We start from the raw sequence: 23,453 nt of genomic DNA, 5'->3' as shown, positions 1-23,453 counted from the left end.
ACACGGTCGTGGACCCGAGAGTCCAGGTCATCGTGCCCCACCGCGTCGTCCTTCCTTCCGCAGCCCACACCCTCTACGAGGTTACGGCTGAGGACCTTCCGGCGACATGGCCCATCGGAGTCATTCCTTTCGGCGTCACTCGGGCCCCTTCAGGATCGTTTCCCGAAACCGAGATCACAATTCAGCGAATTATCTGTTACCTGAAGTGCTGGAACGATACGGAAGGAGCAAGGGTTAATAACGGTATTAGTGGGTTAAGAGGGAACATCGTCGCGTTCGTGGGCCACCCGTCGCACGAGCGCCGATTGCCCCGCGAACCCGCGCTCCGGCACCCTGGCCCCGCTCACCCGAGCCCACGCCAGCCCGGCGGCGTACGCGGATCCCAGCACCGCCGCCGCGCTCGCCCGGTCGGGCGGCTCGATCTCGAACCCGGACACCACGTGCTGACCCGGTGCCCGGACGAGCACGTGCCACCCCTCGCCCTCCCGCGCCACCTGCCCATGACGCCCGTGCGGGTCGGCGGGCAGCGGCTGGGCCGGCCCCAGCACCGGGAACCCGTCGGGCTCCGTCGACTCGGCGGCCGAGGTGCCGGTGAGGCCCGCACGGGCCAGCTCGCCGTAGGCCCGCCTGAGCCGGTGGTCGAGCCGGCCGGGCAGCATGCCCCTGGAATCGGACAGATCGGCCAGCAGCGTCGCTGCCGCGTGGGCCGGGTCGCGGGTGAAGGCCAGCGCCTCGGACAGCTCGTAGACGGTGTGGCAGAAGTGCGCCGAGGGATCGGTCTCCGCCAGCACCGCCCTGGCCAGCCGGGCGGGGCAGCGCTCCAGCCATGCCTGTCGTACGGTCTCGTCGTCGCGCAGCGCCGCGCGGTCGTCGAGGCCCGGCCGGTCGAGGGCGGGCTCCACCATCGTCAGCAGGGCGAGCGCGCGCGGCCGGAAGCGGGAGTCGGCGAGCAGGACCTGGGCGGTGTCGGCCATCACGGCGGTCAGGCGGAGCGCCTCGCGCGAGCGGCCAGAGCGCACCCGCTCGGCGACGAGCGTGACGAGGTCGAGCAGCGGCGGCGCCGGCAGCCAGCGCACCCACTCGTCACCCGGCAGCGGCCGTCGCAGGTACTCGCCGAAGATCGTGATCAGGCCCTCGTTGCCGTCGAACGCGGGCGCGTAGGCGCACCACATCACCGTCCCCCAGACGGCGGCGACCGTGCCGGGCACGTCGGACGCGAAGATCTCGCCGAAGGCGGTCAGCGGGAAGTCGTGCTCGGACTTGCGGCCCTGGGCCCGCAGCAGCACCCGGACCTGGTCGGTCAGCGCGGCCGGCACGTCGGGACCGATGAACGCCTGAGTGGAGCCGGGCTCGGCGGCGAAGTCGGGGCCGTGGGGGATCATCCAGGAGGGCAGCACCGCGGCGGCATGCCCGGCCCGCCGGGCCCGCATACCTCCCGGCGGCGGGGACAGATGCCAGCGGCCGTCGGCCGGGTCGTGCAGGTGCCATCGCGCGTGCGCGCCGAACAGCCACCGGTCGCCGCCGGGTGTCCCGAGGGTGCGCGCCGCGATCGCGTGGGCGCGCGCCGGCATCGGAAGGCCGGGCCAGCGGTGGTCGGCGACCAACGCCCGGACCTCGGCCTCCGCCGCGGCGAACGCGTCCCAGGTGCGCACGGCGGCCATCGTACTGTCCGAGTCCGAAATCAGCAGTGACCATGACACGGCAGAATGTCCACTATGAGGGCGAAGATGGCAGCAATCGTGGCGGTCGCGGGCATGCTCGCCGGTTGCGGGACGGCGACGTCGGCGCAACCTTCGTCCACAGGACCGGGCCTGCTCACCTTAGAGGCGGCCACCCCGCCCACGCCGGGAGGCGAGGTGGGCGCGGCCTCCACCGAGTTCGCCACGGCCACCGACCTGGCGATGTGGACGAAGCTGAGCGAGGTCGAGAAGGACCTCGACCGCATCGCCAAGCTCGACGTCAACAAGACCGCGAAGGGCGCGATGTACCTGGAGCCCAGGACCTCTGCCTGGTTCGACGGCTTCCGCGGCCCGTTCGTCTTCCAGGAGCTGGCCGGAGACATCGTCATGCACGCCCGGGTCAAGGTCGAGGGCAAGGCCGGCGGCGCGCCCAAGCGGAAGTTCTCGCTCGGCGGCCTGATGGCCCGCCAGCCCGGCTCGTACGCCGTCCCCAACTGGGTGTCGGTCACCACCGGCACGGCTGACAAGAGCAGCCAGGTCGAGGTGAAGTACACCAAGGAGGGCAGCTCCAAGCCGCAGGAGCTGGCGGTGAAGAGCGGCTGGGTCGACCTCGTCCTGGCCAGGGTCGGCCGCGCCGCCGTGGCCCTCTACAAGGAGGACGGCGGCACTTGGAAGGTGGGCAAGCGCTGGGAGTCGAACCTTCCCGAGGTGCTGCAGTGGGGCATCACGGCCTACACCGACTGGGACAGCTACAGCACGCTGAAGAAGGACGCCACGAAGGGCAACGCCAAACAGGTCAAGGGGGTGCCGGACGTGAAGCTGACCTTGGACTTCGTCAGGTTTCTGCGTCCGGAGCTGCCTGACTACGCCGACCCGCTCAACCCAGCCTCGGTGCCGGACCCGGTGCTGATCAAATCACTGACGCCTGCCCGTGCCTGATCGCCTTGGCCATGTAGTTGTCGGGCGTGCGGGCGAAGGACTCGCGGTCGTCGTCGGTGAGCTCGCGCACGACCCGGCCGGGCACTCCCGCGACCAGCACGCCGGCCGGGATCTTCTTGCCGGGCCCGACGAGCGCCCCGGCCGCCACCAGCGTGCCCGCGCCGACGCGGGCCCCGCCGAGCACGATCGCGCCGATGCCGATCAGCGCGCCCGTCTCGACGTGGGCGCCGTGCACCATCGCCTTGTGGCCCAGGCTTACCCTCGACTCCAGGATCGCCGGCTCGCCCGGATCGGAGTGCAGGCAACAGAGATCCTGTACGTTGCACTCCTCCCCGATCTCGATCCGCTCGTCGTCTCCCCGGAGAACGGAGCCGTACCAGATGCTGGACGCCCGGCCCACTCGTACTCGCCCGACTACGACGGCGCCAGGGGCGATGTACGCCTCGGGATGAATGTCCGGGACTGCTCCGTTGTTCAATGCAGCGATGTACACCCGTCTCATCGTAATTCCCGCCCGAGGTCTGGTGTTCCGGTTGCGGACGTGGGCAGATGGCAGGAAAGTCGTTTCCTGACGTCTCGTCGCCAGACCCTAACAAGCCGCAGTTTTCCCCCGCCTCACGCAAACCCTTAGGTAACCCCCATGACAAACCAGCACGAGAGCTTTCCCGATCTGATGCAAGAGGACACCTTCGAGGTCGCGCTCCGCGGCTACAACCGTGCCCAGGTCAACGACTACGTCAACCGCACCCGCAACCAGATCCGCGATCTGGAGGAACGGCTGGTCCGGGCGATCGACCAGGCCGAGCAGGGCCGGCTGGAGCTCGCCGAGGCCAGGCGGCGCATGGTCGAGGCGCCACAGAGCTACGAGGACCTCAGCCCCAGGCTCGCGCAGATTCTCAAGCTGGGTGAGGAGGAGGCCGCCTCCAAGAAGGAGGACGCCGAGGCCGAGGCCATCAGCGTGCGTGACGCGGCCAAGTCGGAGGCCGAGCGGCTGGTCACCTCGGCCCGCGAGACGGCCGACAGCATCCTCACCTCCGCCCAGTCGGAGGCCGAGCGGCGGGTGAGCGAGGCCACGGCGGCGGCCGAGCGGATGCTGGCGCAGGCGGGCGCCGACGCCGACGAGAAGCTGACCAGTTCCAGCATGGAGGCCGAGGCCACCCGGCTTGAGGCGCGCGAGGAGGCCGAGCAGTTGGTCGCCTCCGCCCAGGCCGAGGCCGAGCGGCTGGTCGAGAGCGCCCAGGCCGAGGCCGCGCGGGGGCTGGCCGCCGCCCGGGAGGAGGCGGAGTCGACCCTCGCGGCGGCGCAGCAGCGCGTGGCCGCGCTCGACGAGCACGCGGGCCGGCGGGTCGAATACCTGGGCAACACCCACACCGAGGTCGTGCGCCGGCTGACCGAGATCAGCTCGGTGCTCGGCGACCTCATGCACGCCGAGAAGGCGGCAGGCCCGCTGCTGGTCGAGCAGGCGCCCGTGCCGCAGCTCGGGCAGCCGCAGGAGGTCCGGTCCCTTGAAGCCGGCCTCGACGAGCAGCCGACCAAGGACGCCCGCTACGACGAAGGGCCGGCCAAGGACACCCGCTACGACGAAGGGCCGGCCGAGGAGGCCCGCTACGACGAGTCGCGGACCGAGGAGGCCCGCTACGACGAGCGGCCGACCGAGAACGCCCGCTACGACGAGTCGCGGACCGAGGACGTCACGTTGGTCGAGCCCCGCTCGGAGTCGCTGGACCCTCAGCCGGGGGAGGCCCCCTACGAGGAGCCTCAGACGCGCGACCTGACGCTGCCGGCGAACGCGCAGGACGACGTCCGCGTCATCGTCGGGGAGGACGAGGAGGCACGGGTCCGGCCCGCGGTCTCCGATGACACCGACGTGAACCTCGGCCACCTGTCCGACATCCGTAAGTAGGACGCGTCCCCGGGACGGTCTCCTGACGAGAACACGTCCCTGGAAAAGCCTCCCAGGAGAGAACCCGGGACAGCCTCCCCGGGTGGACGTTCCGTGAGCGGAAGCCTCCGCCCCCGATTGGGTCGGAGGCTTCCGCGTGTGCGGCCCCCTGGGGGCCCGGTACCGGGGCCGCCGAGACGCTGGACCCGGCACCGGGCTGTTCGTGTGCGCCTGCCGCCGGCCGTCTCGTGACGGCCGGCGGCCCGCGCTAGGGCGGAGCGGGGCCGGTGCGGCGTCGCGGTCCCTCCCGCGCCGCCGCCCTGCTCTCCTGGTCCCGGAGCTGCTCGCGCAGGTCGTCCGGGTCGTCGGCGTCGATGGTCATCGCGCATCCGGCATCGCGTTGCCCGGCGCTGAGCGGGTGGTGCCTGGTGGCCCACCAGCGTCCGGCGTCGCTACGCCAGATGGTCCACTGCGGGAACTCCCGGGCGATTTCGGCGAGATGCCGGTCAAAGGACATCTGGTCATCCTTCCGGGGCCCCCTTTACGAGGTTCCGTCTCTCTGAAGGATCCGTCACCTCTCTAGAGAAATCTATGATCGGGAAGGACAGGTCAACCTATCGCTTGACATATCCCCTTGAACTAGAGGCTGAAGTGAACTAGGCATCGAAGTCGTACTGGAGTACGTAGGCGGCGGAGTCGAGCACCATCTCGTTGTGCTCCACGGGCCGCCCCTCCGAGGTGTAGGCGGTGCGGGTGATCACGATCACCGGCGTGCCGCCCGGCAGGCCGAGTAACCGGGTCTCGCGCGGGGCCGGCATCCGGGCGCGTACCTCCTCGGTGAAGTGCGCGGGCGACAGTCCGAGGTCGCGCAGCCGGGCGTAGACCCCGCCGGGGCCGGTGTCGGGCAGCGTGATGGGGCTGCCGTCGACCAAAGGGGCGGGAAAGTAGGAGGTCGCCAGCTGCACCGGGCGGTCGTCGACCGAGTAGCGGCGGCGCCGGACCCACGCGTCACCGGTCGCGAGCAGCCCGGCGATCTCCTCGGACGCCTCCTCGCGCACCACCTCCACCTCGTCCACGCTGAACGGCCGGCCGCGGGCGTCGGCGTCCCAGATGGCCCGTCCGCCGCCCCATTGCTCGCGTGACAGGCGGCGGGAGCCGTGCCTGCGGATCGGTTTGAACAGCCTCACGTAGACCCCCGAACCTCGCTTGGGCACCGCCAGCCCTTCGTTGATGAGTACGGCGAGCGCCTGCCTCGCTGTGGCGCGGGCGATCGCGTGGTCGGCCATGAGTGTGTTCTCGCCCGGTAGTCGGTCCCCGTCGCGCAGTTCGCCGGACAGGATCCGGGCGCGGAGGCCGTCGGCGATGCGTCGGTAGATTGGGGGATCGTGGGGTACCGGGGATTCAGACACGTTTGACCACCCTCTGTCACCAACCGGGTTTGGCGTCTCCAGAGAACTTGCCCCGTCTTGTCCACGATCGCACAGATACGGAGGTTGGTCCCGAGCTTCTTTTCAGCAGATCGGGCCTATGTGGTGATAGGTGATGGGTTTCGGTCGGCCGTTATGGTGAAACGGCCCTGTCCGCTGTTCGGCGGGCCCACGAGCGGCGAGTAACCAGTGCGGCCAGTACCGCCCCCAGGGTGTTGACGAGCACATCGTCGATCGAGGCGAACCTGCCCAGCCGTAAGCCGTACTGAAGGGCCTCGACGGTGACCGAGGCGGTGGCCGCGACGGCGGCGACGCGGGCGGCGGAGGCGAGGTGCGGGGTGCGCACCGGCAGCAGCGCGCCGAGCGCCGCGAAGACCAGCAGGTTGCCGCCCACCTGCGTCAACACCACGCTCCACGGCGCGTTCGCGAGCGTCGCCAGGTCACCGAACGGGACCAGGCCGATCCCTGTCGGGCCACTCGACGGGGTCAGGATCATCCACAGCCAGGGCAGCGTGCCGGTCACGATGCCCACGTCGGCCAGGGCGGTGCGCACCGGAGCCGGGTGACCGGCGCGGGCACGGCGGCGCGCGAGCAGCGAAATCACCGCGACGGACAGCGGAATCGCCAGAACCGCGGCGACGATCACTCCGCCCCATAACTCCCAGGTTCGCGTCACGCGCACCATGATGAGGTACGGGAAGGTGTCCTCGCGGACAGGGTGGTTCACCGTACGGGCAGGTGCTCCCCGAGGAAGTCCAGGGCGATCCGCCAGGCGCGGCCGGCCGCCTCCGGCTGGTGGAACATCGGCGCCTCGCTGTTGTGGAAGGCGTGCCCGGCCTCCTCGTCCACGTGCAGGCGCACGTTGGGCCTGCCCTCGACGGCCTGCTCGACCTTGGCCACCTGCTCGCGCGGGATGAAGGCGTCACTGCCGCCGAAGACCAGCAGCAGGGGAGAGCCGATGCGCTCCACCAGCCCGGCCGCATCGGGCACGGCCGAGCCGTAGAAGGACAGCACCGCGTCCAGCTCGGTCTGGGTGGCGAGCATGAAGCTGAGCGAGCCGCCCAGGCAGAACCCGAGCACGCCGGCGCCGCCGGTCACCTCGGGCAGCCGGCGCAGGTGGCCGAGGGTCAGCGCGCAGTCGGCCACGCCCTGCGCGAACTCGAAGCCGTGGGCCAGTTCGAGCGAGGCCGCCGTGCCCTCCGGGGTGTGCTCGCCGACCCAGTCGCGCTGAAGGCGCCAGAACAGGTCGGGCGCGGCGACGACGTAGCCGCGAGCCGCGAGCTGCTCGGCCACCTTCGTGATGTACGGGCCGACGCCGTAGATCTCCTGGATCAGCAGGATGCCGGGGCCGCTGCCGCCGGGAGGCAGCCAGACATGGACGTCGAAGGAGCCGTCATGGGCGGTGACCTGATCGATGCGTGTCTGCATGATGTCCAGAATGTCTGCTCTGTTGCGGGCGTGCGGCCGGTTGCTCCAGCCGCTCGTCATGTTCTACCCAGAAATGCGGGAAACCGGGAAACTGTGGTGATGCTGACCCCTTGCTTGGATCCCCTGACGATCCCTGGAGCCGCGTGATGTACGACGAATGGTCGGAGGCGGTGGACACCCGCACCCAGGCGGCCGACCGGCTGCTCGACGCCGCGCGCTCCGGTGAGCCGTGCCCGCCCGTCCGTGACCTGATCGGCACCGAGCACGACGCCTACGCCGTACAGGAGATCAACACGCGGCGGGCGCTGGACGAGGGGCGGCGGCCCGTCGGGTGGAAGATCGGCTTCACGAACGTCGAGAGCCGGCGGCGGTTCGGAGCCGACGGGCCGTCCTTCGGGATGCTGTTCGCGGACATGTCGCATCTCGACGGGCTGCCTGTGCCGCTGGACGGGTTCCTCCAGCCGCGCGCCGAGGCCGAGATCGCGCTGGTTCTCGGCCGCGACCTGGAGGGCGGGCCGTTCACGGCGGCCGAGGTGATCAGGGCCGTGGAGTTCGCGCTGCCCGCGATCGAGATCGCCGACTCCCGCGTGGCCGCCTGGGACATCACGCCGGTCGACACGATCGCCGACAACGCATCCAGCGGCGCGTTCGTGCTGGGCAACACGCCCGTCCCGCTCACCGGGCTGGACCTGCGGCAGGCCGCGATGACGATGACGCGCGGCGCCGCCCCCCAGGTCGTCTCCCAGGCGGTCCCTCAGGTCGTTCCCCAGGCCGTTCCCCAGCAGGAGGTCTCGACCGGCTCGGGCGCCGCCTGCATGGGGCATCCGGTCAACGCCCTCGTCTGGCTGGCCGGACGGCTGGGCCGTACCGACCGCCCGCTGCGGGCCGGCGAGGTGGTGCTGACCGGCGCGCTCGGGCCCGTGGCGCCCGTCGAGCCGGGTGACGTGTTCGAGGCGCGCATCGCCGGGCTCGGGTCGGTGCGGGCGGTGTTCGCGCCGTGACGGGCTCCGGCGATGCCCTCCTGGTGCCCGGCAAGGCCACTCCGAGGGGCGCGTTCCCGCACGTCAAGCGGGCCGGCGACGTCCTCTACGTGTCGGGCACCAGCTCGCGCAGGCCGGACGACACGTACGTGGGCGTCGAGGTCGACGAGCGCGGGGCCGTCACGCTCGACATCCGGGCGCAGACCAGGGCGGTGATCGAGAACATCGGCGACATCCTCACAGCCGCCGGCGGCTCCCTGGCCGACCTCGTACAGATCACGACCTATCTGGTGAGCATGTCCGACTTCGAGGGTTACAACGAGGTCTACGCCGAGTTCTTCGACGTGGCCGGACCTACGCGGACCACGGTGGCGGTGCACCAGCTGCCCCATCCGCATCTGCTGATAGAGATACAGGCTGTCGCCTACCGTCCCCAGGAGCCATCATGATGCCCCCCATCGACTTCACGAAGTGGATCGACGAGCACGCCCACCTGCTCAAGCCGCCTGTCGGCAACAAGCTGGTCTTCGAGGGCGCGAGCGACTTCATCGTCATGGTCGTCGGCGGGCCGAACGCCCGCACCGACTTCCACGTCGATCCTTATGAGGAGCTCTTCTACCAGGTACGCGGCAACATGCACGTCAACGTGATGACCGAGCACGGGCCCGACACCGTGCACATCCGCGAGGGGCAGATGTGGTTGCTGCCGCCAGGGGTGCCGCACTCGCCGCAGCGGCCGGAGGCCGGGTCCGTGGGCCTGGTGGTGGAGCGGATCCGGCCGGAGGGCGAGTTGGAGAGGTTCCAGTGGTACTGCGCGGAGTGCGCGGCCCTGGTGCACGAGGTGGAGTTGCAGGTGCGTGACATCGTCAAGGACCTGCCGCCGGTGTTCGAGGCGTTCTACGCCGACCCGGCCGCCCGCACCTGCGGCGGCTGTGGCGCCCTCCACCCCGGTAAGGGCTAGCCCGTGGTCATCGACGTCCACACGCACTACGTGCCCAAGGGCTGGCCCGAGCTGGGCTGGCCCGGGGCGCCCCGGTTGCGGGTCGAGTCCGAGCGCGAGGCGATGATCCTCGTCAACGACCGCGAGTTCCGGAGAATTCAGGATGACTGCTGGGATGCCGGGGAGCGGCTCCGGCAGATGGACGAGGACGGGGTCGACCGGCAGGTGGTCTCGCCGACCCCCGTGTTCTTCGCCTACGAGCGCCCGCCGGAGCAGGCCGTACGGGTCTCGAAGATCTTCAACGACCTGGCCCTGGAGATCTGCGCGGACGAGCGGCTGATCCCGTTCTGTCAGGTGCCCCTGCAGGACCCCGACCTCGCCTGCGCCGAGCTCGACCGGTGCGTCGACAGCGGCCACCGGGGGGTCGAGATCGGCAACCACGTCGGCGACCGCGACCTCGACGATGCCGGGATCGTGCAGTTCCTGCAGCACTGCGCGGCCAGGGACGTGCCCGTCTTCGTGCACCCCTGGGACCTGCCGGGCGGGGCGCGGATGGGCAGGTGGATGGCGCAGTGGCTGGTGGGCATGCCCGCCGAGACCCACCTGTCGATCCTGTCGATGGTGCTCGGCGGCGTCTTCGACCGGGTGCCGCCCACGCTGCGCGTCTGCTTCGCCCACGGCGGCGGCTCGTTCGCGTTCTGGCTGGGGCGGGTCGAGAACGCCTGGCACCGCAGGGGCGACGTGGTGGGTACGTCGGAGCTGCCCCCCTCCGGCTACCTCGACCGGTTCAGCGTCGACTCGGTGGTCTTCGACGAGCGGGCGCTGCGGCTGCTCGTCGACACGCTGGGCGAGGACCGCGTCATGCTGGGCTCCGACTTCCCGTACCCGCTGGGGGAGTCTCCGGCGGGCGACCTGATCAGGAAGGCGGCCTTCCTCACCGAGGAGGCCCGTGCCAAGCTGCTCGGCGGCAACGCCGAGCGGTTCCTGAGCTGAGGGTGGCCCTCGTGCGCCTGTCGCGGACAAGAGGGATGAAAATGGGGTGATTAGCCGCCATCGCCCTGAAAGAGTGACCGCATGCTCGACCGCGACCGCTGCCTCGCCCTCGATGCCGAAGACCCGCTGCGAGAGTTCCGGGCGGAGTTCGTGCTCCCCGAGGGGGTCGTCTACCTCGTCGGCAACTCCCTCGGCGCGCTGCCCCGTCACACCCCCGAACGGGTGCGGCGGGCAGTGGAGGACGAGTGGGGAGGTCAGCTCGTCGGCGGCTGGAACGACGCCGGCTGGTACGACCTGCCCCTCACCCTCGGCGACCGCATAGCGCCGCTCATCGGCGCGGGCCCGGGTCAGGTGGTCGTCGGCAACACCACGTCCATCGCGGTGCACCAGGCGGTGTCGGCGGCCGTCAGGCTGCGTCCCGATCGGCGGGTGATCGTCTCCGACACGCGTAACTTCCCGACCGACCACTACATGATCCAGGGGCTGGCGCAGGCGCTCGGCGGCTACGAGATCCGCGACTTCGCCGAGGGCCGGTTCGACGACGCGGCCGTGGTGCTGCTGTCGGAGGTCGACTACCGCACCAGCGAACGCCACGACGTGCCCGCCGTCACCGCGCGGGTGCGGGAGGCGGGCGCGCTGATGGCATGGGATGTGTGCCACAGCGTCGGCGCCCTCGACGTGGACGTCTCGGCCGCCGACTTCGCCGTGGGATGCACGTACAAGTACCTCAACGCCGGGCCGGGCGCGCCCGCGTTCCTCTACGTCAACCCGCGCCACCACGCCGACGCGGTGAACGTGCTGTCCGGCTGGCACGGTCACGCGGAGCCGTTCGCGTTCGAGGAGGGGTATCGGCCGGCCGAGGGGATCAGGAGGTTCGCGGTGAGCACGCCGCACGTGCTGTCGATGGCGGCGCTCGACGCGGCGCTCGACATCTGGGAGCGGGTGCCGCTCGACCTGCTGCGCGCCAAGAGCATGGCGCTCGGCTCGCTCTTCGTCGACCTCGTCGGCGACGCGCTGGAGCTCGCCTCGCCGGCCGACGCCGAACGGCGCGGCAGCCACGTGAGCTTCCGTCACCCCGACGGCTACCCGGTCATGCGAGCCCTCATCGACCGGGGCGTGCAGGGCGACTTCCGGGCGCCCGACATCCTCCGCTTCGGCCTCGCGCCGCTCTACACCCGCTACGTGGACGTGTGGGACGCCGCCCGCACCCTGGTCGAGGTGCTGGACAAGGAGCTGTGGAAGGACGAGAGGCACGCCCGGCGACCGGCCGTCACGTGACCGGGCCGTCCAGCAGCTTGATCGCCCGCTTGGGCGCGATCGCCCGGTAGCTCTCCTCCACCCAGTCGATCAGCACCTCGGTCTCCGGCAGCTCGGCCAGGAACGGCACCGTCACCCACCCGGCCTTGCCCAGCCCGTAGCCGCTGGGCTTGGCGCCGGGCACGGTCAGCGCGTGCCCGTGCGACTCCGACAGCAGTTTCACCCCGAACGTGGGATCCCACTTCTCGGTCGGCTCGTCCAGGCCGAGGAAGAGGAACACCTTCTTGTTCACCTTGATCACGGTCTCGCCCCACGGGTGGTCCTCGTGGGTCTCGGGCAGTCCGAGCGCGAACGCCCGCAACCCCTCGCGTACGTCGTGCCAGTCGTTCATGCCTCTCCTCGGAACTCGGCGAGCTTGGCGTCGATCCGGTGCCTGATCCGGTCGCGCGCCTCCACCCGCGGGACACCCGACATCAGCAGCGTGTCGTAGTCGGTGTCGAGGTGGCGGATCGACGCGACGACGGCCAGGGTGATGGCGCCCGCGTCGAGCGCCCTGGCCGCCGCCGTGCGGCCGACCCGGCCGCTGCCTCGCTGACCGGCGTGCGCGGCGATCTCCTGGGCCCGCTCGGCCGGGCAGGCCGGGAACAACCGGGCGATCTCGGCCGCCATCCGGGTCTGGAACTCGACGTCCTGCTCGGCCCTGCGCTCCCTGTCGCGCTCGCGGCGGCGCAGGCGTACCTCCTCGTCGGCCAGGCAGCGCTCCTCGGCCGCCTCTCGCGCGCGCTCCTCGACCAGCAGGCCCTGGCGCTGGTAGACCTTGCGCCGCCGGTTGTACTGGACGACCACCGCCGACAGGCCGCTCTCCTGCTTGGCCCGGCGGCTGAGCGCGGCATTGCCCGCCGGCAGGAAGACCAGGTGGTCCATGTCCGCGCAGGTCAGGCAGTGCGGCTGGTCCTCTTCCATGATCAGATAGGGGCCGGTGTCGCGGCAGGTCGCGCACGTCCACGCGTTGAGAGGGGCGATCACCACCAGGTCGGGAGCCTTGGCCTGGCGCTCGGTGAGCCGCTTCACCCGCGTCTCGCTCAGATCGGGCGACAGCCAGTGCACACGGAACGGCTCCTGCTCCTGCTCCGGCGAGGCGGTGAAGCGCAGCTCACGCCGGTCACGGCTGCCGGCCAGGTAGGGCGTGGCCACCGGCCGCAGCCCCCTGGCCTCGGCCCAGTCCCGCAGCAGGGCGGCGGTCGTGCGCAGCCGGTCGTCGTCGACCGCGGCCAGGTCGGCCAGCGTGGCGACCCGGCCCTGCCGCCACAGCTCGACGTGCCGGGTGTGCAGCCAGCGCAGCCCGGTCACCACGTCGATGAACGTCACGTACTTCTGGTTGGTCAACGCGATCTCGGCCGCCTCCGCGACCCTGCGCGCCAGATTCGGCTTTCCCACGCCCCTCAGTGTGCCGCCTCTTTGTGGTCCGATCGGCTTTCCTTTTGCCGATCGGGGCTAGGAACCAGGCCGGATCCGGCTACCTGGAGGGAACAGGCCGGGCTACCTGGGGGAAATCGTGTGTCTGTTCTGGCCTGCCGTGCTCATGCTCGCCACCTCCTGTGGCACGCCCGAGGCCGGTGACGTGCCGATCGTGACGGGTGGGTTCGGCGGCAAGCCGATCATCGCCGTCCCCGACGCCAAGCCTGGACACACGCCCCGGGTCATGGTGCTCTCGGCGGGCGACGGCCGGCGCACGATCCCGGGCGACGTGGTGCTGACGGACGTCTCCGTCCACCTGTGGCCGGGCGACCGGCCGTACCTCAGCACGTACGACGGTCTCCAGCCCATCGCGGTGGCCTTCGACGGCCGCGACCTCCCCGGCACCTGGCACGAGGCGCTCATCGGCCACCCGGCGGGCTCGCGCGTCATGCTGATCAGCCCGGCGGACCACGCGGCCGGGCCGGGCGTGCCGCTCACCGGGATCGCGCCCCGGGACGTGGTGGTGCTGGTCTTCGACATCATCGGCGGCTACCCGCCGGACGCGCGCCTCGTCGGCCGCCCGCTGCCGGCCGTTCCCGCCGACCTCACGCCCACCGCCGCCGTGCGCGTCCTCATCGACGGCTCCGGCGCGGAGGTCGGCCCCGGCTCGAAGGTGGTGGTGCAGTACGTCGCGGCCGAATGGCCCAGCCGGCGGGTGGTGGACTCGTCCTACCGCCGCGGCGGCCCCGCCGCCTTCGGCCTCGCGCCTGGGACGGCGCCCGCCGGCTGGCCGGACGCGCTCCCGGGCCGGCGGGTCGGCGCCCGGCTCGCCTTCGGCGTCCCCGAAGAGGCCAGGATGTACGTCGTCGACGTCCTGGACGCGCTCGACCCCGCCGGACAGCCGTAGGCGGCCCCGGCAGGAGGAAGCCGGGACCGCCTGGACCAAGGGGGGATCAGCCGCAGTGCTCGAACAGGCTCTCGTAGCTCGTCGAGCCCGCCTTGCCACCCCACTTCACGCAGGTGTCGGCGGCCGTGGCGCGGACCGGGCCGGCGTAGTAGCCGAAGTTGCCCGAGTCGGTGACCCGGGTCTTGCCCTGCACCTCCAGGAACGCGCTCGTGGCGGTGGCCGTGCCGAGCGAGGTCGCCTTCATGGTGGCCACGCAGTTGGCGCCGGTCGAGCTGTTGTAGAGCAGATAGACGGTGCCCGCCGTACCGAGGCCCTGCGAGTCGATGACGCGGTAGCCGGAGCCGCAGACCTCCTCCGGGCTGTGCGGGTTGCCGCCGCCCGTCACGTAGCTCATGTACTTCGTCCAGTTCCAGTACGAGCCGGGGTCGGTGTGGTCGGACCCGGGAACCTGGACGTGCCCGATGATGTGCGTCCGGTCCTTGGGGATGCCGTGGCGGTCGGCGATGTCGCGGGTGAGCGCCGCCGAGGCCCGGTACATCTGGTCGGTGAACCACGAGGCGTCACTGACGTAGCCCTCGTGCTCGATGCCGACCGAGCGCCGGTTGTAGTCGCTGTTGCCCGCGTGCCAGGCCCGGTCCTTCTCCCGGACCATCTGGGTGATCTGGCCGTCGGACGAGCGGACCACGTAGTGCGCCGACACCTTGGCCGACGAGTTCTGGAACCACGAGATCGTGCCGGCGTACGAGCCCTGCGTCACGTGCACGATGATCCGGTCGATCTTGTCACTGGCCGGCCGGTTGGACACCGCGTAGTTGGACGTGCCGGCCGCCTTCCACAGCGCGCCGGCGTAGTCGGTGGCCGCGGCGAGCGTGCGCGGCTCGTCGGCGTACGTGCCGCGATCCGGCTGCACGGCCCGCGGGGCGACCTTCACGCCTGCCGCGTCGACTCCGGCGGCCAGGGTCTCGTAGACGGCGTCGGCGTAGACCCTGGCCGCGTCGTCGTTCGGAGCGTGCCCGTACGCGGCGACCGCCGAGTACCAGCGGGCGACGTCCTTGCGGGCCTTCGCGTCGAGCTTGAGCGCGTCGGCGCGGGCGCGGAGCACGGCGGCGCCGCCGAGGACGTTGGCCGCGTCGTCCGACTTCAGCTTGGCCGCCGGCTGCGAGGTGAGCTTGGCCGCGTCCTCCAGCGTGCGCGTGGTCGGGTTGCTGACCAGGTGCATCACGCCGTAGCCGCCGCTGGCGCTGGGCCGGCCGCCGTGCCCGTCGAGGTGGGTCTCGGCGTAGCCGAGCGCGACCAGCAGGTCGCGCGGCACGTCGTAGGTCGCGGCGGCCTTGTCGAAGGCAGCGGACAAGGGACCGGCGGTGGTGGCCGCGTGTGCCGTCTGGTGGCCGGAGACCGCGAGCAGCCCGGCCACGAGCAGGAGTCTCAGTTTCATCGGGTTTCCTTTGCTGGAGATCCCGCGCTTCAGACGTGGGGAGGAAGTCAAGAGCCGCAGTGCTCGAAAGGGCTGTCGTAGGCGGACGAGCCGGCCTTGCCGCCCCACTTGACGCACTTGCCCGGGGCGTTGGCGTAGACCGGGCCCGCGTAGTAGGAGAAGTTGCCCGAGTCCGTCTTCCTGGTGCTGCCCTGCACCTCCAGGTAGGCGGTGGTGGCCGTGGCGGTGCCGAGCGAGGTCGCCTTCAGCGTGACGACGCAGTTGTTGCCGTTCGCGCTGTTGTACAGCAGGTAGGCGGTGCCGCTGCCGCCGAGCGCGGCCGAGTCGACCACGTTGTAGCCGGAGCCGCACACCTCCTGCGGGGTGTAGGGGTTGGCCGAGCCACCGCAGTTGCGCGAGGTCACGCTCGCCGCCGGGTAGCCGAACGTGCTGCCGTTGAAGACGGCCTTCTGGATGTTGGACGGGTAGCCGGCGCCCAGCCGTACCTCGTAGTGGAGGTGCGCGCTGATGTTGTTGCCCGGCTTGCTGGTCTTGCCCACGGTGCCGATCTTCTGGCCCTGCGTCACGGTCTGCCCGGCGCTGACCGAGCGGGCGTTCAGGTGCGCGTAGTACGTGGCCCACCCGCCGCCGTGGTCGATCTTGACCAGGTTGCCGAAACCGTTGGTGGAGCCCTGGTGCGCCGAGATCGTCACGGTGCCCGCGGCGGCGGCCACGACCGTGTCGCCCAGGTCGGCGTCCGCGCTGCTGCCGCGGTTGAAGTCGATCTCCCACGCCTGGTGCGCGCTGCTGGCGCTGGAGTTGCCCGTCCACGTCTGTCCACAGGGGAACGGCAACTGGAAGTTCGTGGCCATGGTCTGCGCCTGTTCCGACCGGGAGGCGGAATCGGCGGCGGCGGCGGTCGCCGAGCCAAGACCGAACAGCAGGGCCAGGCCGGCCACGAATGCTCCGGTGAGTTTCATGAGGAGATCCTTTCTGGTGAGATCCGTGAGACCAGAGTCCGAATTAGCCGCACAAGAAACGTCCAGAACCGATACAAAGAGCTGTCATGCCTCCATAGGGGAGCTGATGCGATGGTGACGGTCACGTACCACGTGTTCGGGCAGTTGGAGGTCCGTTCGTCGGGCCGGCCCGTGCGGATCTCCGGCAGGAAGCCGCGGCTCCTGCTGGCCACGTTGCTGCTCGACGCGGGCCGCGTGGTGAGCAGCGACCAGCTCGTCGAGGTGCTCTGGCCGCTGCGCCCGCCGCGTTCGGCGCAGGCCAACCTGCGCACCTACGTCAGCTCACTCAGGTCAGACCTCGCCGAGGCCGGCGGCGACCTGCGCGGCGACGGGTCGGGCTACGCCATCGACGTGCCCGACGGCGCGCTCGACCTGCAGGTCTTCACCGACCTGGTCGGCCAGGCCCGCTACGAGGAGGCCCTCGCCCTCTGGCGCGGCGCCCCGCTGGCCGACCTGCCCGGCAGCCCGCTCTGGGAGCGCCATCTCGAACACCTGCACGACGTACGCCTCCACGCCGCCGAGCAGCTGATAGCCAGGCGGATGGACCGGGGCGAGCACGCCTCCGCCATCACCGAACTGCGGGCACTGCTGACCGAGCACCCCTACCGGGAGGACCTGTGGGGGCACCTCGTGCTGGCCCTGCACCGGAGCGGCCGCAAGGCGGAGGCGCTGCGCTCCTACGCCACGATCAGGGCGCAGCTGGTCGACGAGCTGGGCGTGGAGCCGGGCGCCGACCTGCGCGGCGTGTACGAGTCGATCCTCGCCGACGACGCGCCGGCCCCCGCCGCCCCTCGGCAGCTGCCGCCCGACCTGCCCGACTTCACCGGCCGGGCCGGCGCCCTCGCCGCGCTGGCCGGGCCGTTCCAGCTGGCCGTCGTGTCCGGCCCGCCGGGGGTCGGCAAGTCCGCGCTGGCCGTACATGCCGCCCACGCGCTGCGCGAACGCTTCCCGGCCGGCCAGCTCTACCTCGACCTGGACGGCCGCGAACCGGCCGAGCTGCTGGCCGAGGCGCTCCGGGCGCTCGGCGTCGAGACCGCGCCGCCCACGCCGCACGAGCGGTCGGCGCTGCTCCGGTCGCTGCTGGCCGAGCGGCCCATGCTCCTCCTGCTGGACGACGCGCTCGACGCCGCGCAGGTACGGCCGCTGCTGCCGGGCAACGCCTGCTCGGTGATCGTCACCAGCAGGCGCCGGATCACCGAGCTGCCCGGCGCGGTGCAGATCGACCTCGCCGCGCCACCACAGGACGAGGCCCTGCTGCTGCTCGGCCGGATCGCCGGAGCCGACCGGGTGGCCCGGGAGCGAGAGGACGCGCTGGCCATCGTCGAGGCGTGCGCCCGGCTGCCGCTGGCCGTGAGGAGCGCCGGATCCCGCCTGGCCGGGCGCTCCGGCTGGTCGCTCGCGGTGCTCCGGCAGCGGCTGGAGGACGACCGGCTGAACGAGCTCAAGGAGGTGCGGGACTGCCTCGACCGCAGCTACCTGCGCCTGCCTGACGAGGCGGCCCGTACGCTCGGCACCTTCGGCCTGCTCGGCGCGCCCGCGCAGCCCGGCTGGGTGATCGACGCGGCGCTCGACCGGCACCGGGCCGACGACGTCACCGACCTGCTGGTGGACGTCAACCTCCTGGAGCTGGCCGGCACCGACCCGGTCGGGCAACCGCGTTACCGGCTGCCCGACCTGATCCGTCACCACGCCCTCGAACGCGGCCACGACCGGGAGGCGCTGTCCAGGGTGCTGGCCGCCTGGACCGCCACCACCGAACACGCCATGGCCAGGCTCCCCACGACCGTCTTCAGCCTCACCGCGGCACGTGCGCCGCGCTGGCGGCTGCCGGACCAGACGCTCGACCGGCTGACCGCCGACCCGCTCGGCTGGTTCGAGGCCGAGCACGACTCGCTGGCCGGAGCCGTGGCGGTGGCCGCCGAGGCGGGGCTCGCCGAGTCGGCCTGGGGCCTGGCCGCCGCGATGGTGCCCTATCTCGATCTGCACTGCCGGCTCGACACCTGGCAGCGCACCCACACGCTCGCCCTGGCCGCCGCCCGCGCCTCCGGCGACACGTACGGCGAGGCCGCCATGCTCCGGGGGCTCGCCCAGGTCGCCCTCTACCAGGACCGCTACGACGAGTCGGCCGAAGGCTTCACCCGTTCCCGCCGGCTCTTCCACGAGCTGGGCGACGTCCGGGCCGAGGCCACGTCGATCTGCGGGCTCGGCGCGGTCAACCAGTTCAGCGGCCGGCCGGCTCGGTCGCTCGGCCACTTCCAGCGCGCGCTGGCCATGTTCCTGGCCGCGGACGACCCGCACGGCGAGGCGTTCGTCCGCCAGGCCATCGGCCGGGCCCATCTCAGGGCGGGCGAGCTGGCCAGGCGTCGGAGTCGCTCCGCCAGGCCATGCGACTGGCCCAGGAGCTGGGCGACTCCCACCGCGAGGGCTGCGTCTGCCTGCAGATGGGCAACCTGCACGGGGCCATGTCCTTCCACCGGCACGCGCTGGACATCTTCGAGTCGCTCGGCGACCGGCACTGCGGCGCCTACACCCTGCAGAGCATGGCCGGGCTCCAGGTCACGCGCGGCGAGCTGGCGCCCGCCTCGGCCGCGCTCGAACGGTCACTGGAGATCTTCCAGGAGCTGGGCGACCGGAGCGGTGCGGCCTCGACCACCCAGCTGCTGGGCGAGCTGCACCGCTCGGCCGGTCGCACGGTGCTCGCCCGCGACTATCTCAAGCACGCCAGCGAGCTGCGGCGCGACCTGCCCGTCCGAACGTCATGATCCCGACACGATGCGGCGCACCAGACGCCGCAGGCGGGACACCTGCTGCATGCCCTGGAGAGCCTCCAGCGACTCGGCGGCGGTCGGCCGCTTGGCGGGGGAGTGGTCGAGCATCCGCTGCACCACCTCGGGAACGTCGGGGCCGTGGGCGTCGGCGCTGGTCGGCAGCTCGCCGGTGAGCAGCTGGTAGGCGATCACCCCGGCCGCGTAGACGTCGGAGGCGGCCGACATCCGGTCGGACCGGTCCTGGCACTCGGGCGCCACGTAGTGGGCGTCGAGCACGTTGCTCAGCTCGTGGGCCACCGTGAAGTCGCGCGGCCCCGGCTTCGCGTAGTCGAACCCGGTCAGCACCGCGTGCCCGTCGTCGGTGACCAGCACGCAGGCCGGCGTCAGCGCCCGGTGGATGACGCCGTGGGCATGGGCGTGGGCGAGCCCGCGGAGCAGGTCCTGGATCACGCTCAGCCGGACGCCCCGGCCCAGGCTCAGCTGCAGCGTCTCGCCGTGCACGTCGTCGAGCACCAGCACGAACCGGCTCTCGTCGTCGATGGCGAAGAAGTCGCGCGAGCGCACCACGCACGGATGCGGCGGGATCCTGGTCAGCGTCTGGTAGGCGTTGGCGATGCGCTGCCGCTCGGCGGCCCGCCACTGGTGGTCGGCGAGCGGGTCGGCCTGGTAGACGCGCAGCAGCACGGTCTCGCTGCCGGGCAGCGTGGCGTTGAAGGCCCGGTATTCGGTGACCTTGGCGTCGCCGCCCAACTGCTCCTCGACCTCCCAGTTGCCGAACCTGGGGGGCGCGGTGCTGCGTCGTACGGTCTGGTTGAGCGCGTCGAGGATCGCGGTGAGGTAGGGCCGGATGTCGGGGCTGCAGCCGCGCCTGACCCGCGAGACGTCGCTCAGCGTGGGGATCAGGCCGGGCAGGTCGGTGACGTTGACCACGTCGCGCCCGGCGGGGTCGACGAGCGTGGCGTCGGGCGAGGTGAGCACGACGAGGCTGTCGACGTAGACGCGCTCCAGCTGGGTGGCCCTGGAGACGAGCAGGCCCTTCAGCGCTCGCGCGGTGCCTCTCAACTTGGTGACGGGTGAGCCGTACGCCTCCCTGCGCGGCGGGAACCACCGCGAACCCGACACCTCGATGCGTCCCCGCGTGCCCTTGACGTCGACGACCACCAGCGCGTGGCCGGTCAGCACGAGCAGGTCGACCTCGAACACGTCCTCGCCGCGAGGCACCTCCACGTTGTGCAGGAGCAGCCACTCGGCCGGCGCGTGGTCTCGCAGGTATGTGATCACCCGGCGCTCGGCGTCGTTGACCGGACGTCCCCCGCCGACGATCTCTGCCATGGAGCTATCCTCGCACGTGATCCGATTGACAGCATATTGTCGTTATGACAGCATGTGGTCATGAAGAAAACGGTGCATGTAGGTATTTATGACACGATGGCCGACTGGGAGACCGGGCACGCGACCGCCCACCTCCGCAGCGGACGCTTCCACCGCGAGCCCGGCGGCTACGAGCTGGTCACGGTCGCGCTGACCGCCGAGCCGATCACCACCATGGGCGGCCTGCGCGTCACCCCCGACCTCACGCTCGACCGGCTCGACCCGGCCGGCAGCGCGCTGCTGATCCTGGCCGGGGCCGACCTGTGGGACCAGGGCGACGAGCTGGCGCCGTTCGCCCGCAAGGCTCGCGAGTTCCTCGACGCCGGCGTCCCGGTGGCGGCGATCTGCGGGGCCACCGCCGGGCTCGCCCGCGAAGGGCTGCTCGACGACCGCGACCACACCAGCGCCGTCGTCCACTACCTGGCGGCCCAGGACGGCTACGCGGGCGCCGGGCGCTACCTCGACGAGGACGCGGTGACCGGCGGCGACCTCATCACCGCGGGGCCGACGGAGCCGGTCGCGTTCGCCCGCGAGATCCTCCGCCGCCTCGACGTCTGCCGGCCGGACGTGCTCGACGCCTGGTTCCGGCTGCACTCCAGGAGCGACGCGTCGGCGTACGAGGTGCTGATGACGGCATGAGCGAGTCAGCCGACCTGCTCTCGGCGACCGCGTTGACCGCCTTCCGGCTCAACGGCCAGTTCCTGGACGTCTCCGAGAAGCTGGCCCGGCCGGCCGGGCTGACGGCGGCCTGGTGGCAGGTGCTCGGCGCCGTCCTGTCCGAGCCGCTGCCGGTCGCGGGCATCGCCCGCGCCATGGGCATGACCCGCCAGGGCGTGCAACGGATCGCCGACCTGCTGGTGGAGAAGGGGCTGGCCGAATACCGGCCCAACCCCGCGCACCGCCGCGCCAAGCTGCTCCAGCCCACCACGGCCGGCCTGGCGGCGATCGAGAAGATCAACCCCGGCCACCAGACGTTCGCCGACCGCCTCGTGGCCGAGCTCGGCGTCGCCGGGGCCCAGGAGTCCCTGGAGGCGCTGCGCAGGCTCTCGGCCGCCCTCGACCGTCTCGCCGAACCTGGCGCGGACGGCGAAACCGGCCACACGGACTGACGACACCGGCGCGCCGGTCGCCGGACACGCGCGCCGGACCTGTCCGCGCCGGAGCCGGTCACGGCCACATGGGGAAAGCGCCAGGCGATCGCCACGCCTTCACCCGCCACACCGGCCGATCCGGGCGAACGTCCACCGGCCCGGATGGAGTTAGCCAAGCTTCGGGTGATCGTGCTTAAACCGCGCGGTGGAGCGGGCCATACATTCTGTATATGACTCGGCTTCTTCGGCAGCGCGAAACTCGTGTGCCAAGAAAACGAGGCGGCTATTTGACTCCGGCCAGATCTTCTTGGGTTGCGGACCTCGTCGAGTGTCGGGATCGTTATTGACGGCACCTCACCGCCCTGCACAAACGACAATGGCGCTGGAAATTCCGCGCCCAACAAACGGAGGAAACAAATCATGATCCGTCGCATTCTCGTCGGCGCAGCCCTGGCAGGCATCGCGTTCGGTTTCTCCGCTTCCGCGGCCTCCGCCGACGTCGGCCCCAACGCGGTCAACACCGGCAACAGCCTGCTGAGCCAGATCAGCGTCGTGGACGACGCCTACGTGCTCAACAACGTGCTGAACGACTCGGTCAAGAACATCGACGTCCTCACCATCGCGCACCTGGAGAACGTCGCCGTCGACGTCGCCAACAACAACTACTGACGTTCTGGCGTGGCACGGACGCGAAGGCGCGTCGCCGGCTCGTCGGCCGCATAGCCGTACGAGTCGCCGAGGCCGCCATCCCTTCGCTCTCCGGGCCGGGGTGCACATGGCACGTCCATGTGCGGACTGCTGGATCGACCGTGGATTCTCGCGAGGCCACGGACGGGCTCGGTGCGCACCGAGCACGACGCGTCTTCGGCCCGGGGCGGCCCGCTCCCTTAGCGGACCCCGCCCCGGGCCGCCGCGTTTCCTCCCTCAGGGCCGGTACGGCCGCCCCCAGGCCGTACCCACGCCCCGTCACCCGCACCACGCCCCGTCACCTGCGGGCCGGTGTCACGGCCGCCGGGAACGGCGACTTTCGAGACCGGTCCGTCCGGGCCCACAGCCCCGTTTCGCTTTCCGAGCCTCCCGACTCGTAACCACTCCACCGGCCTGACCTCTTCGCCTCCCGCTCGTAACCACTCCACCGGCCTGGCCCCTTCGCCTCCCGCTGGTAACTCGTCCCCGCCGGGTCTTCGCATCCGCTGTCCCCGCCGGGTCTTCACCCGCTGTCCCCGTAGCCTCGTCTTACCTGCCGTCCCCGCCGGGCCTTTCTCGCTCGCGGCCACCCCGCGGTTGCTCGCCGGGGCCTTCGCTCGCCAGCCGCAGTGGCCCTTCTCGCTCGCTGTCGTCGGCCGTTTCTGCCCGGGCCTTCACTCGCGTCCACCCGCCGTTCCTGGCCGGGGCCTTCGCTCGTCAACGTTCGCCGGCCTCAGCGGTCCTTCTCGCTCGCTGTCGTCGGCCGTTTCTGACCAGGTCTTCTCACTCGGGTCCACCCGCCGTTCCTGGCCGGGGCCTTCGCTCGTCAACGTTCGCCGGCCTCAGCGGCCCTTCTCGCTCGCTGTCGTCGGCCGTTCCCGGTGGTCCTTCTCGTCCGCTCTTGTCGGCCATCTCGAGCCATCGCTGAGTGACCCAGGCAGGGCATTCCGAACGCCGCTCATGGTCAACCGACCCCGGTCAGCGAGGGGTTAGCGGTGGCCGGGCGACCTGGGCGCATAACGTCGCGGCCGGCTCCCGGGGCCTCGAGAGCCGTCTGTGAGAAGCCGTCCGCGCTCGGCGAGAGCCGTACGCGAGAAGCCGTCCGTGCTCGGCGAGAGCCGTACGCGAGAAGCCGTCCGCGCTGGGCGAGGGGTTCGCGCTGGCCGGGCGACGGGCCAGGGAGCGGCGGCCCATGCTCTGGCCCGCGAGAACC

General features: G+C 71.4%; 23 protein-coding genes and 1 pseudogene. 13 read left to right on the top strand and 11 right to left on the bottom strand.

The window, feature by feature from the left end; genetic code table 11:
* Positions 1-254: 254 nt before the first annotated feature.
* A complete protein-coding gene (locus AB0I38_RS02110; RefSeq protein WP_436838703.1) occupies positions 255-1,661 on the bottom strand; it encodes a hypothetical protein in 1,407 nt (468 codons plus the stop codon).
* Between the two features lie 66 nt (positions 1,662-1,727).
* Between AB0I38_RS02110 and AB0I38_RS02105 the strand changes: the two genes are divergently transcribed.
* Complete coding sequence (locus AB0I38_RS02105) at positions 1,728-2,618, top strand: hypothetical protein (protein WP_358460415.1); 891 nt, start codon at positions 1,728-1,730, stop codon at positions 2,616-2,618.
* Here AB0I38_RS02105 and AB0I38_RS02100 read toward each other — a convergent pair.
* Positions 2,590-3,120, bottom strand: a complete 531-nt coding sequence (locus tag AB0I38_RS02100; protein WP_436838702.1) for a gamma carbonic anhydrase family protein — start codon at positions 3,118-3,120, stop codon at positions 2,590-2,592. The genes AB0I38_RS02105 and AB0I38_RS02100 overlap by 29 nt on opposite strands.
* A gap of 138 nt (positions 3,121-3,258) precedes the next feature.
* Here AB0I38_RS02100 and AB0I38_RS02095 point away from each other — a divergent pair, with 138 nt between their 5' ends.
* Entirely contained in the window at positions 3,259-4,521 is a 1,263-nt protein-coding gene (locus tag AB0I38_RS02095; RefSeq protein ID WP_358460409.1) for a hypothetical protein, read from the top strand.
* 247 nt (positions 4,522-4,768) lie between these two features.
* Here AB0I38_RS02095 and AB0I38_RS02090 read toward each other — a convergent pair whose 3' ends face one another.
* From AB0I38_RS02090 to AB0I38_RS02075, 4 genes are all read right to left on the bottom strand, one after another.
* Positions 4,769-5,017 carry a hypothetical protein gene (locus tag AB0I38_RS02090; RefSeq protein ID WP_358460406.1) on the bottom strand — a complete coding sequence of 83 codons (249 nt, stop codon included), beginning with the start codon at positions 5,015-5,017 and terminating at the stop codon, positions 4,769-4,771.
* Positions 5,018-5,156: 139 nt separating this feature from the next.
* Positions 5,157-5,909 carry a GntR family transcriptional regulator gene (locus AB0I38_RS02085; protein WP_358460403.1) on the bottom strand — a complete coding sequence of 251 codons (753 nt, stop codon included), beginning with the start codon at positions 5,907-5,909 and terminating at the stop codon, positions 5,157-5,159.
* A gap of 151 nt (positions 5,910-6,060) precedes the next feature.
* Positions 6,061-6,654: a VanZ family protein gene (locus tag AB0I38_RS02080; protein ID WP_358460400.1), complete on the bottom strand. Its 594-nt coding sequence runs from the start codon at positions 6,652-6,654 to the stop codon at positions 6,061-6,063.
* Positions 6,651-7,355: a dienelactone hydrolase family protein gene (locus tag AB0I38_RS02075; protein ID WP_358460397.1), complete on the bottom strand. Its 705-nt coding sequence runs from the start codon at positions 7,353-7,355 to the stop codon at positions 6,651-6,653. Before AB0I38_RS02075 ends, AB0I38_RS02080 begins: the two co-directional genes overlap by 4 nt.
* 146 nt (positions 7,356-7,501) lie before the next feature.
* Between AB0I38_RS02075 and AB0I38_RS02070 the strand changes: the two genes are divergently transcribed.
* The 5 genes from AB0I38_RS02070 to kynU all read left to right on the top strand — a co-directional run bounded on the left by AB0I38_RS02070 (position 7,502) and on the right by kynU (position 11,546).
* On the top strand, positions 7,502-8,356 hold the full coding sequence (locus AB0I38_RS02070; protein ID WP_358460394.1) for a 2-keto-4-pentenoate hydratase: 855 nt from the start codon (positions 7,502-7,504) through the stop codon (positions 8,354-8,356).
* Positions 8,353-8,784 (top strand): RidA family protein, encoded by a 432-nt coding sequence (locus tag AB0I38_RS02065; RefSeq protein WP_358460391.1) that lies wholly within the window; start codon positions 8,353-8,355, stop codon positions 8,782-8,784. The genes AB0I38_RS02070 and AB0I38_RS02065 overlap by 4 nt, the downstream gene beginning before the upstream one ends.
* On the top strand, positions 8,781-9,296 hold the full coding sequence (locus tag AB0I38_RS02060; RefSeq protein WP_358460388.1) for a 3-hydroxyanthranilate 3,4-dioxygenase: 516 nt from the start codon (positions 8,781-8,783) through the stop codon (positions 9,294-9,296). Before AB0I38_RS02065 ends, AB0I38_RS02060 begins: the two co-directional genes overlap by 4 nt.
* A 3-nt stretch (positions 9,297-9,299) precedes the next feature.
* Positions 9,300-10,268 carry an amidohydrolase family protein gene (locus tag AB0I38_RS02055; RefSeq protein ID WP_358460385.1) on the top strand — a complete coding sequence of 323 codons (969 nt, stop codon included), beginning with the start codon at positions 9,300-9,302 and terminating at the stop codon, positions 10,266-10,268.
* 81 nt (positions 10,269-10,349) lie between these two features.
* Positions 10,350-11,546, top strand: coding sequence for a kynureninase (gene kynU / locus AB0I38_RS02050; RefSeq protein ID WP_358460382.1), 1,197 nt, complete (start codon positions 10,350-10,352; stop codon positions 11,544-11,546).
* On the opposite strand, the gene AB0I38_RS02045 is transcribed toward kynU, so the two are convergent.
* Positions 11,539-11,916 (bottom strand): MmcQ/YjbR family DNA-binding protein, encoded by a 378-nt coding sequence (locus AB0I38_RS02045; RefSeq protein ID WP_358460379.1) that lies wholly within the window; start codon positions 11,914-11,916, stop codon positions 11,539-11,541. The genes kynU and AB0I38_RS02045 overlap by 8 nt on opposite strands.
* Positions 11,913-12,962, bottom strand: coding sequence for a DUF2293 domain-containing protein (locus AB0I38_RS02040; protein WP_358460376.1), 1,050 nt, complete (start codon positions 12,960-12,962; stop codon positions 11,913-11,915). Before AB0I38_RS02040 ends, AB0I38_RS02045 begins: the two co-directional genes overlap by 4 nt.
* A gap of 118 nt (positions 12,963-13,080) precedes the next feature.
* Here AB0I38_RS02040 and AB0I38_RS02035 point away from each other — a divergent pair, with 118 nt between their 5' ends.
* A complete protein-coding gene (locus AB0I38_RS02035; RefSeq protein ID WP_358460373.1) occupies positions 13,081-13,890 on the top strand; it encodes an FKBP-type peptidyl-prolyl cis-trans isomerase in 810 nt (269 codons plus the stop codon).
* A gap of 46 nt (positions 13,891-13,936) precedes the next feature.
* Here the strand turns inward: AB0I38_RS02035 and AB0I38_RS02030 are convergent, their stop codons facing one another.
* Positions 13,937-15,325, bottom strand: coding sequence for an N-acetylmuramoyl-L-alanine amidase (locus tag AB0I38_RS02030; RefSeq protein WP_358460370.1), 1,389 nt, complete (start codon positions 15,323-15,325; stop codon positions 13,937-13,939).
* Between the two features lie 47 nt (positions 15,326-15,372).
* Positions 15,373-16,284, bottom strand: a complete 912-nt coding sequence (locus tag AB0I38_RS02025) for a M23 family metallopeptidase (RefSeq protein ID WP_358460367.1) — start codon at positions 16,282-16,284, stop codon at positions 15,373-15,375.
* Positions 16,285-16,395: 111 nt separating this feature from the next.
* On the opposite strand from AB0I38_RS02025, the pseudogene AB0I38_RS02020 reads away from it, so the two are divergent.
* Together AB0I38_RS02020 and AB0I38_RS02015 are read left to right on the top strand one after the other, a co-directional pair.
* Positions 16,396-18,540 (top strand): annotated as a pseudogene (locus tag AB0I38_RS02020) (BTAD domain-containing putative transcriptional regulator); the annotation flags it as partial.
* A gap of 167 nt (positions 18,541-18,707) precedes the next feature.
* Positions 18,708-19,085: a tetratricopeptide repeat protein gene (locus AB0I38_RS02015; protein WP_358460785.1), complete on the top strand. Its 378-nt coding sequence runs from the start codon at positions 18,708-18,710 to the stop codon at positions 19,083-19,085.
* Here the strand turns inward: AB0I38_RS02015 and mads6 are convergent.
* Entirely contained in the window at positions 19,080-20,423 is a 1,344-nt protein-coding gene (mads6, locus tag AB0I38_RS02010; protein WP_358460364.1) for a methylation-associated defense system protein kinase MAD6, read from the bottom strand. The two genes, AB0I38_RS02015 and mads6, sit on opposite strands and share 6 nt — an antisense overlap.
* 60 nt (positions 20,424-20,483) lie before the next feature.
* Here mads6 and AB0I38_RS02005 point away from each other — a divergent pair, with 60 nt between their 5' ends.
* The 3 genes from AB0I38_RS02005 to AB0I38_RS01995 all read left to right on the top strand — a co-directional run bounded on the left by AB0I38_RS02005 (position 20,484) and on the right by AB0I38_RS01995 (position 22,222).
* On the top strand, positions 20,484-21,101 hold the full coding sequence (locus AB0I38_RS02005; RefSeq protein ID WP_358460361.1) for a DJ-1/PfpI family protein: 618 nt from the start codon (positions 20,484-20,486) through the stop codon (positions 21,099-21,101).
* Positions 21,098-21,571 (top strand): MarR family winged helix-turn-helix transcriptional regulator, encoded by a 474-nt coding sequence (locus AB0I38_RS02000; RefSeq protein WP_358460358.1) that lies wholly within the window; start codon positions 21,098-21,100, stop codon positions 21,569-21,571. Before AB0I38_RS02005 ends, AB0I38_RS02000 begins: the two co-directional genes overlap by 4 nt.
* A gap of 402 nt (positions 21,572-21,973) precedes the next feature.
* Positions 21,974-22,222: a hypothetical protein gene (locus AB0I38_RS01995; RefSeq protein ID WP_358460355.1), complete on the top strand. Its 249-nt coding sequence runs from the start codon at positions 21,974-21,976 to the stop codon at positions 22,220-22,222.
* Positions 22,223-23,453 lie beyond the last annotated feature (1,231 nt).

Origin of the sequence: Nonomuraea cavernae, from assembly GCF_040655715.1 — a bacterium.
Classification (GTDB): Bacteria; Actinomycetota; Actinomycetes; order Streptosporangiales; family Streptosporangiaceae; genus Nonomuraea; species Nonomuraea cavernae_A.
The sequence above is the reverse complement of the archived record's forward strand: the minus strand, read 5'-3'. Positions and strand labels throughout refer to the sequence as shown.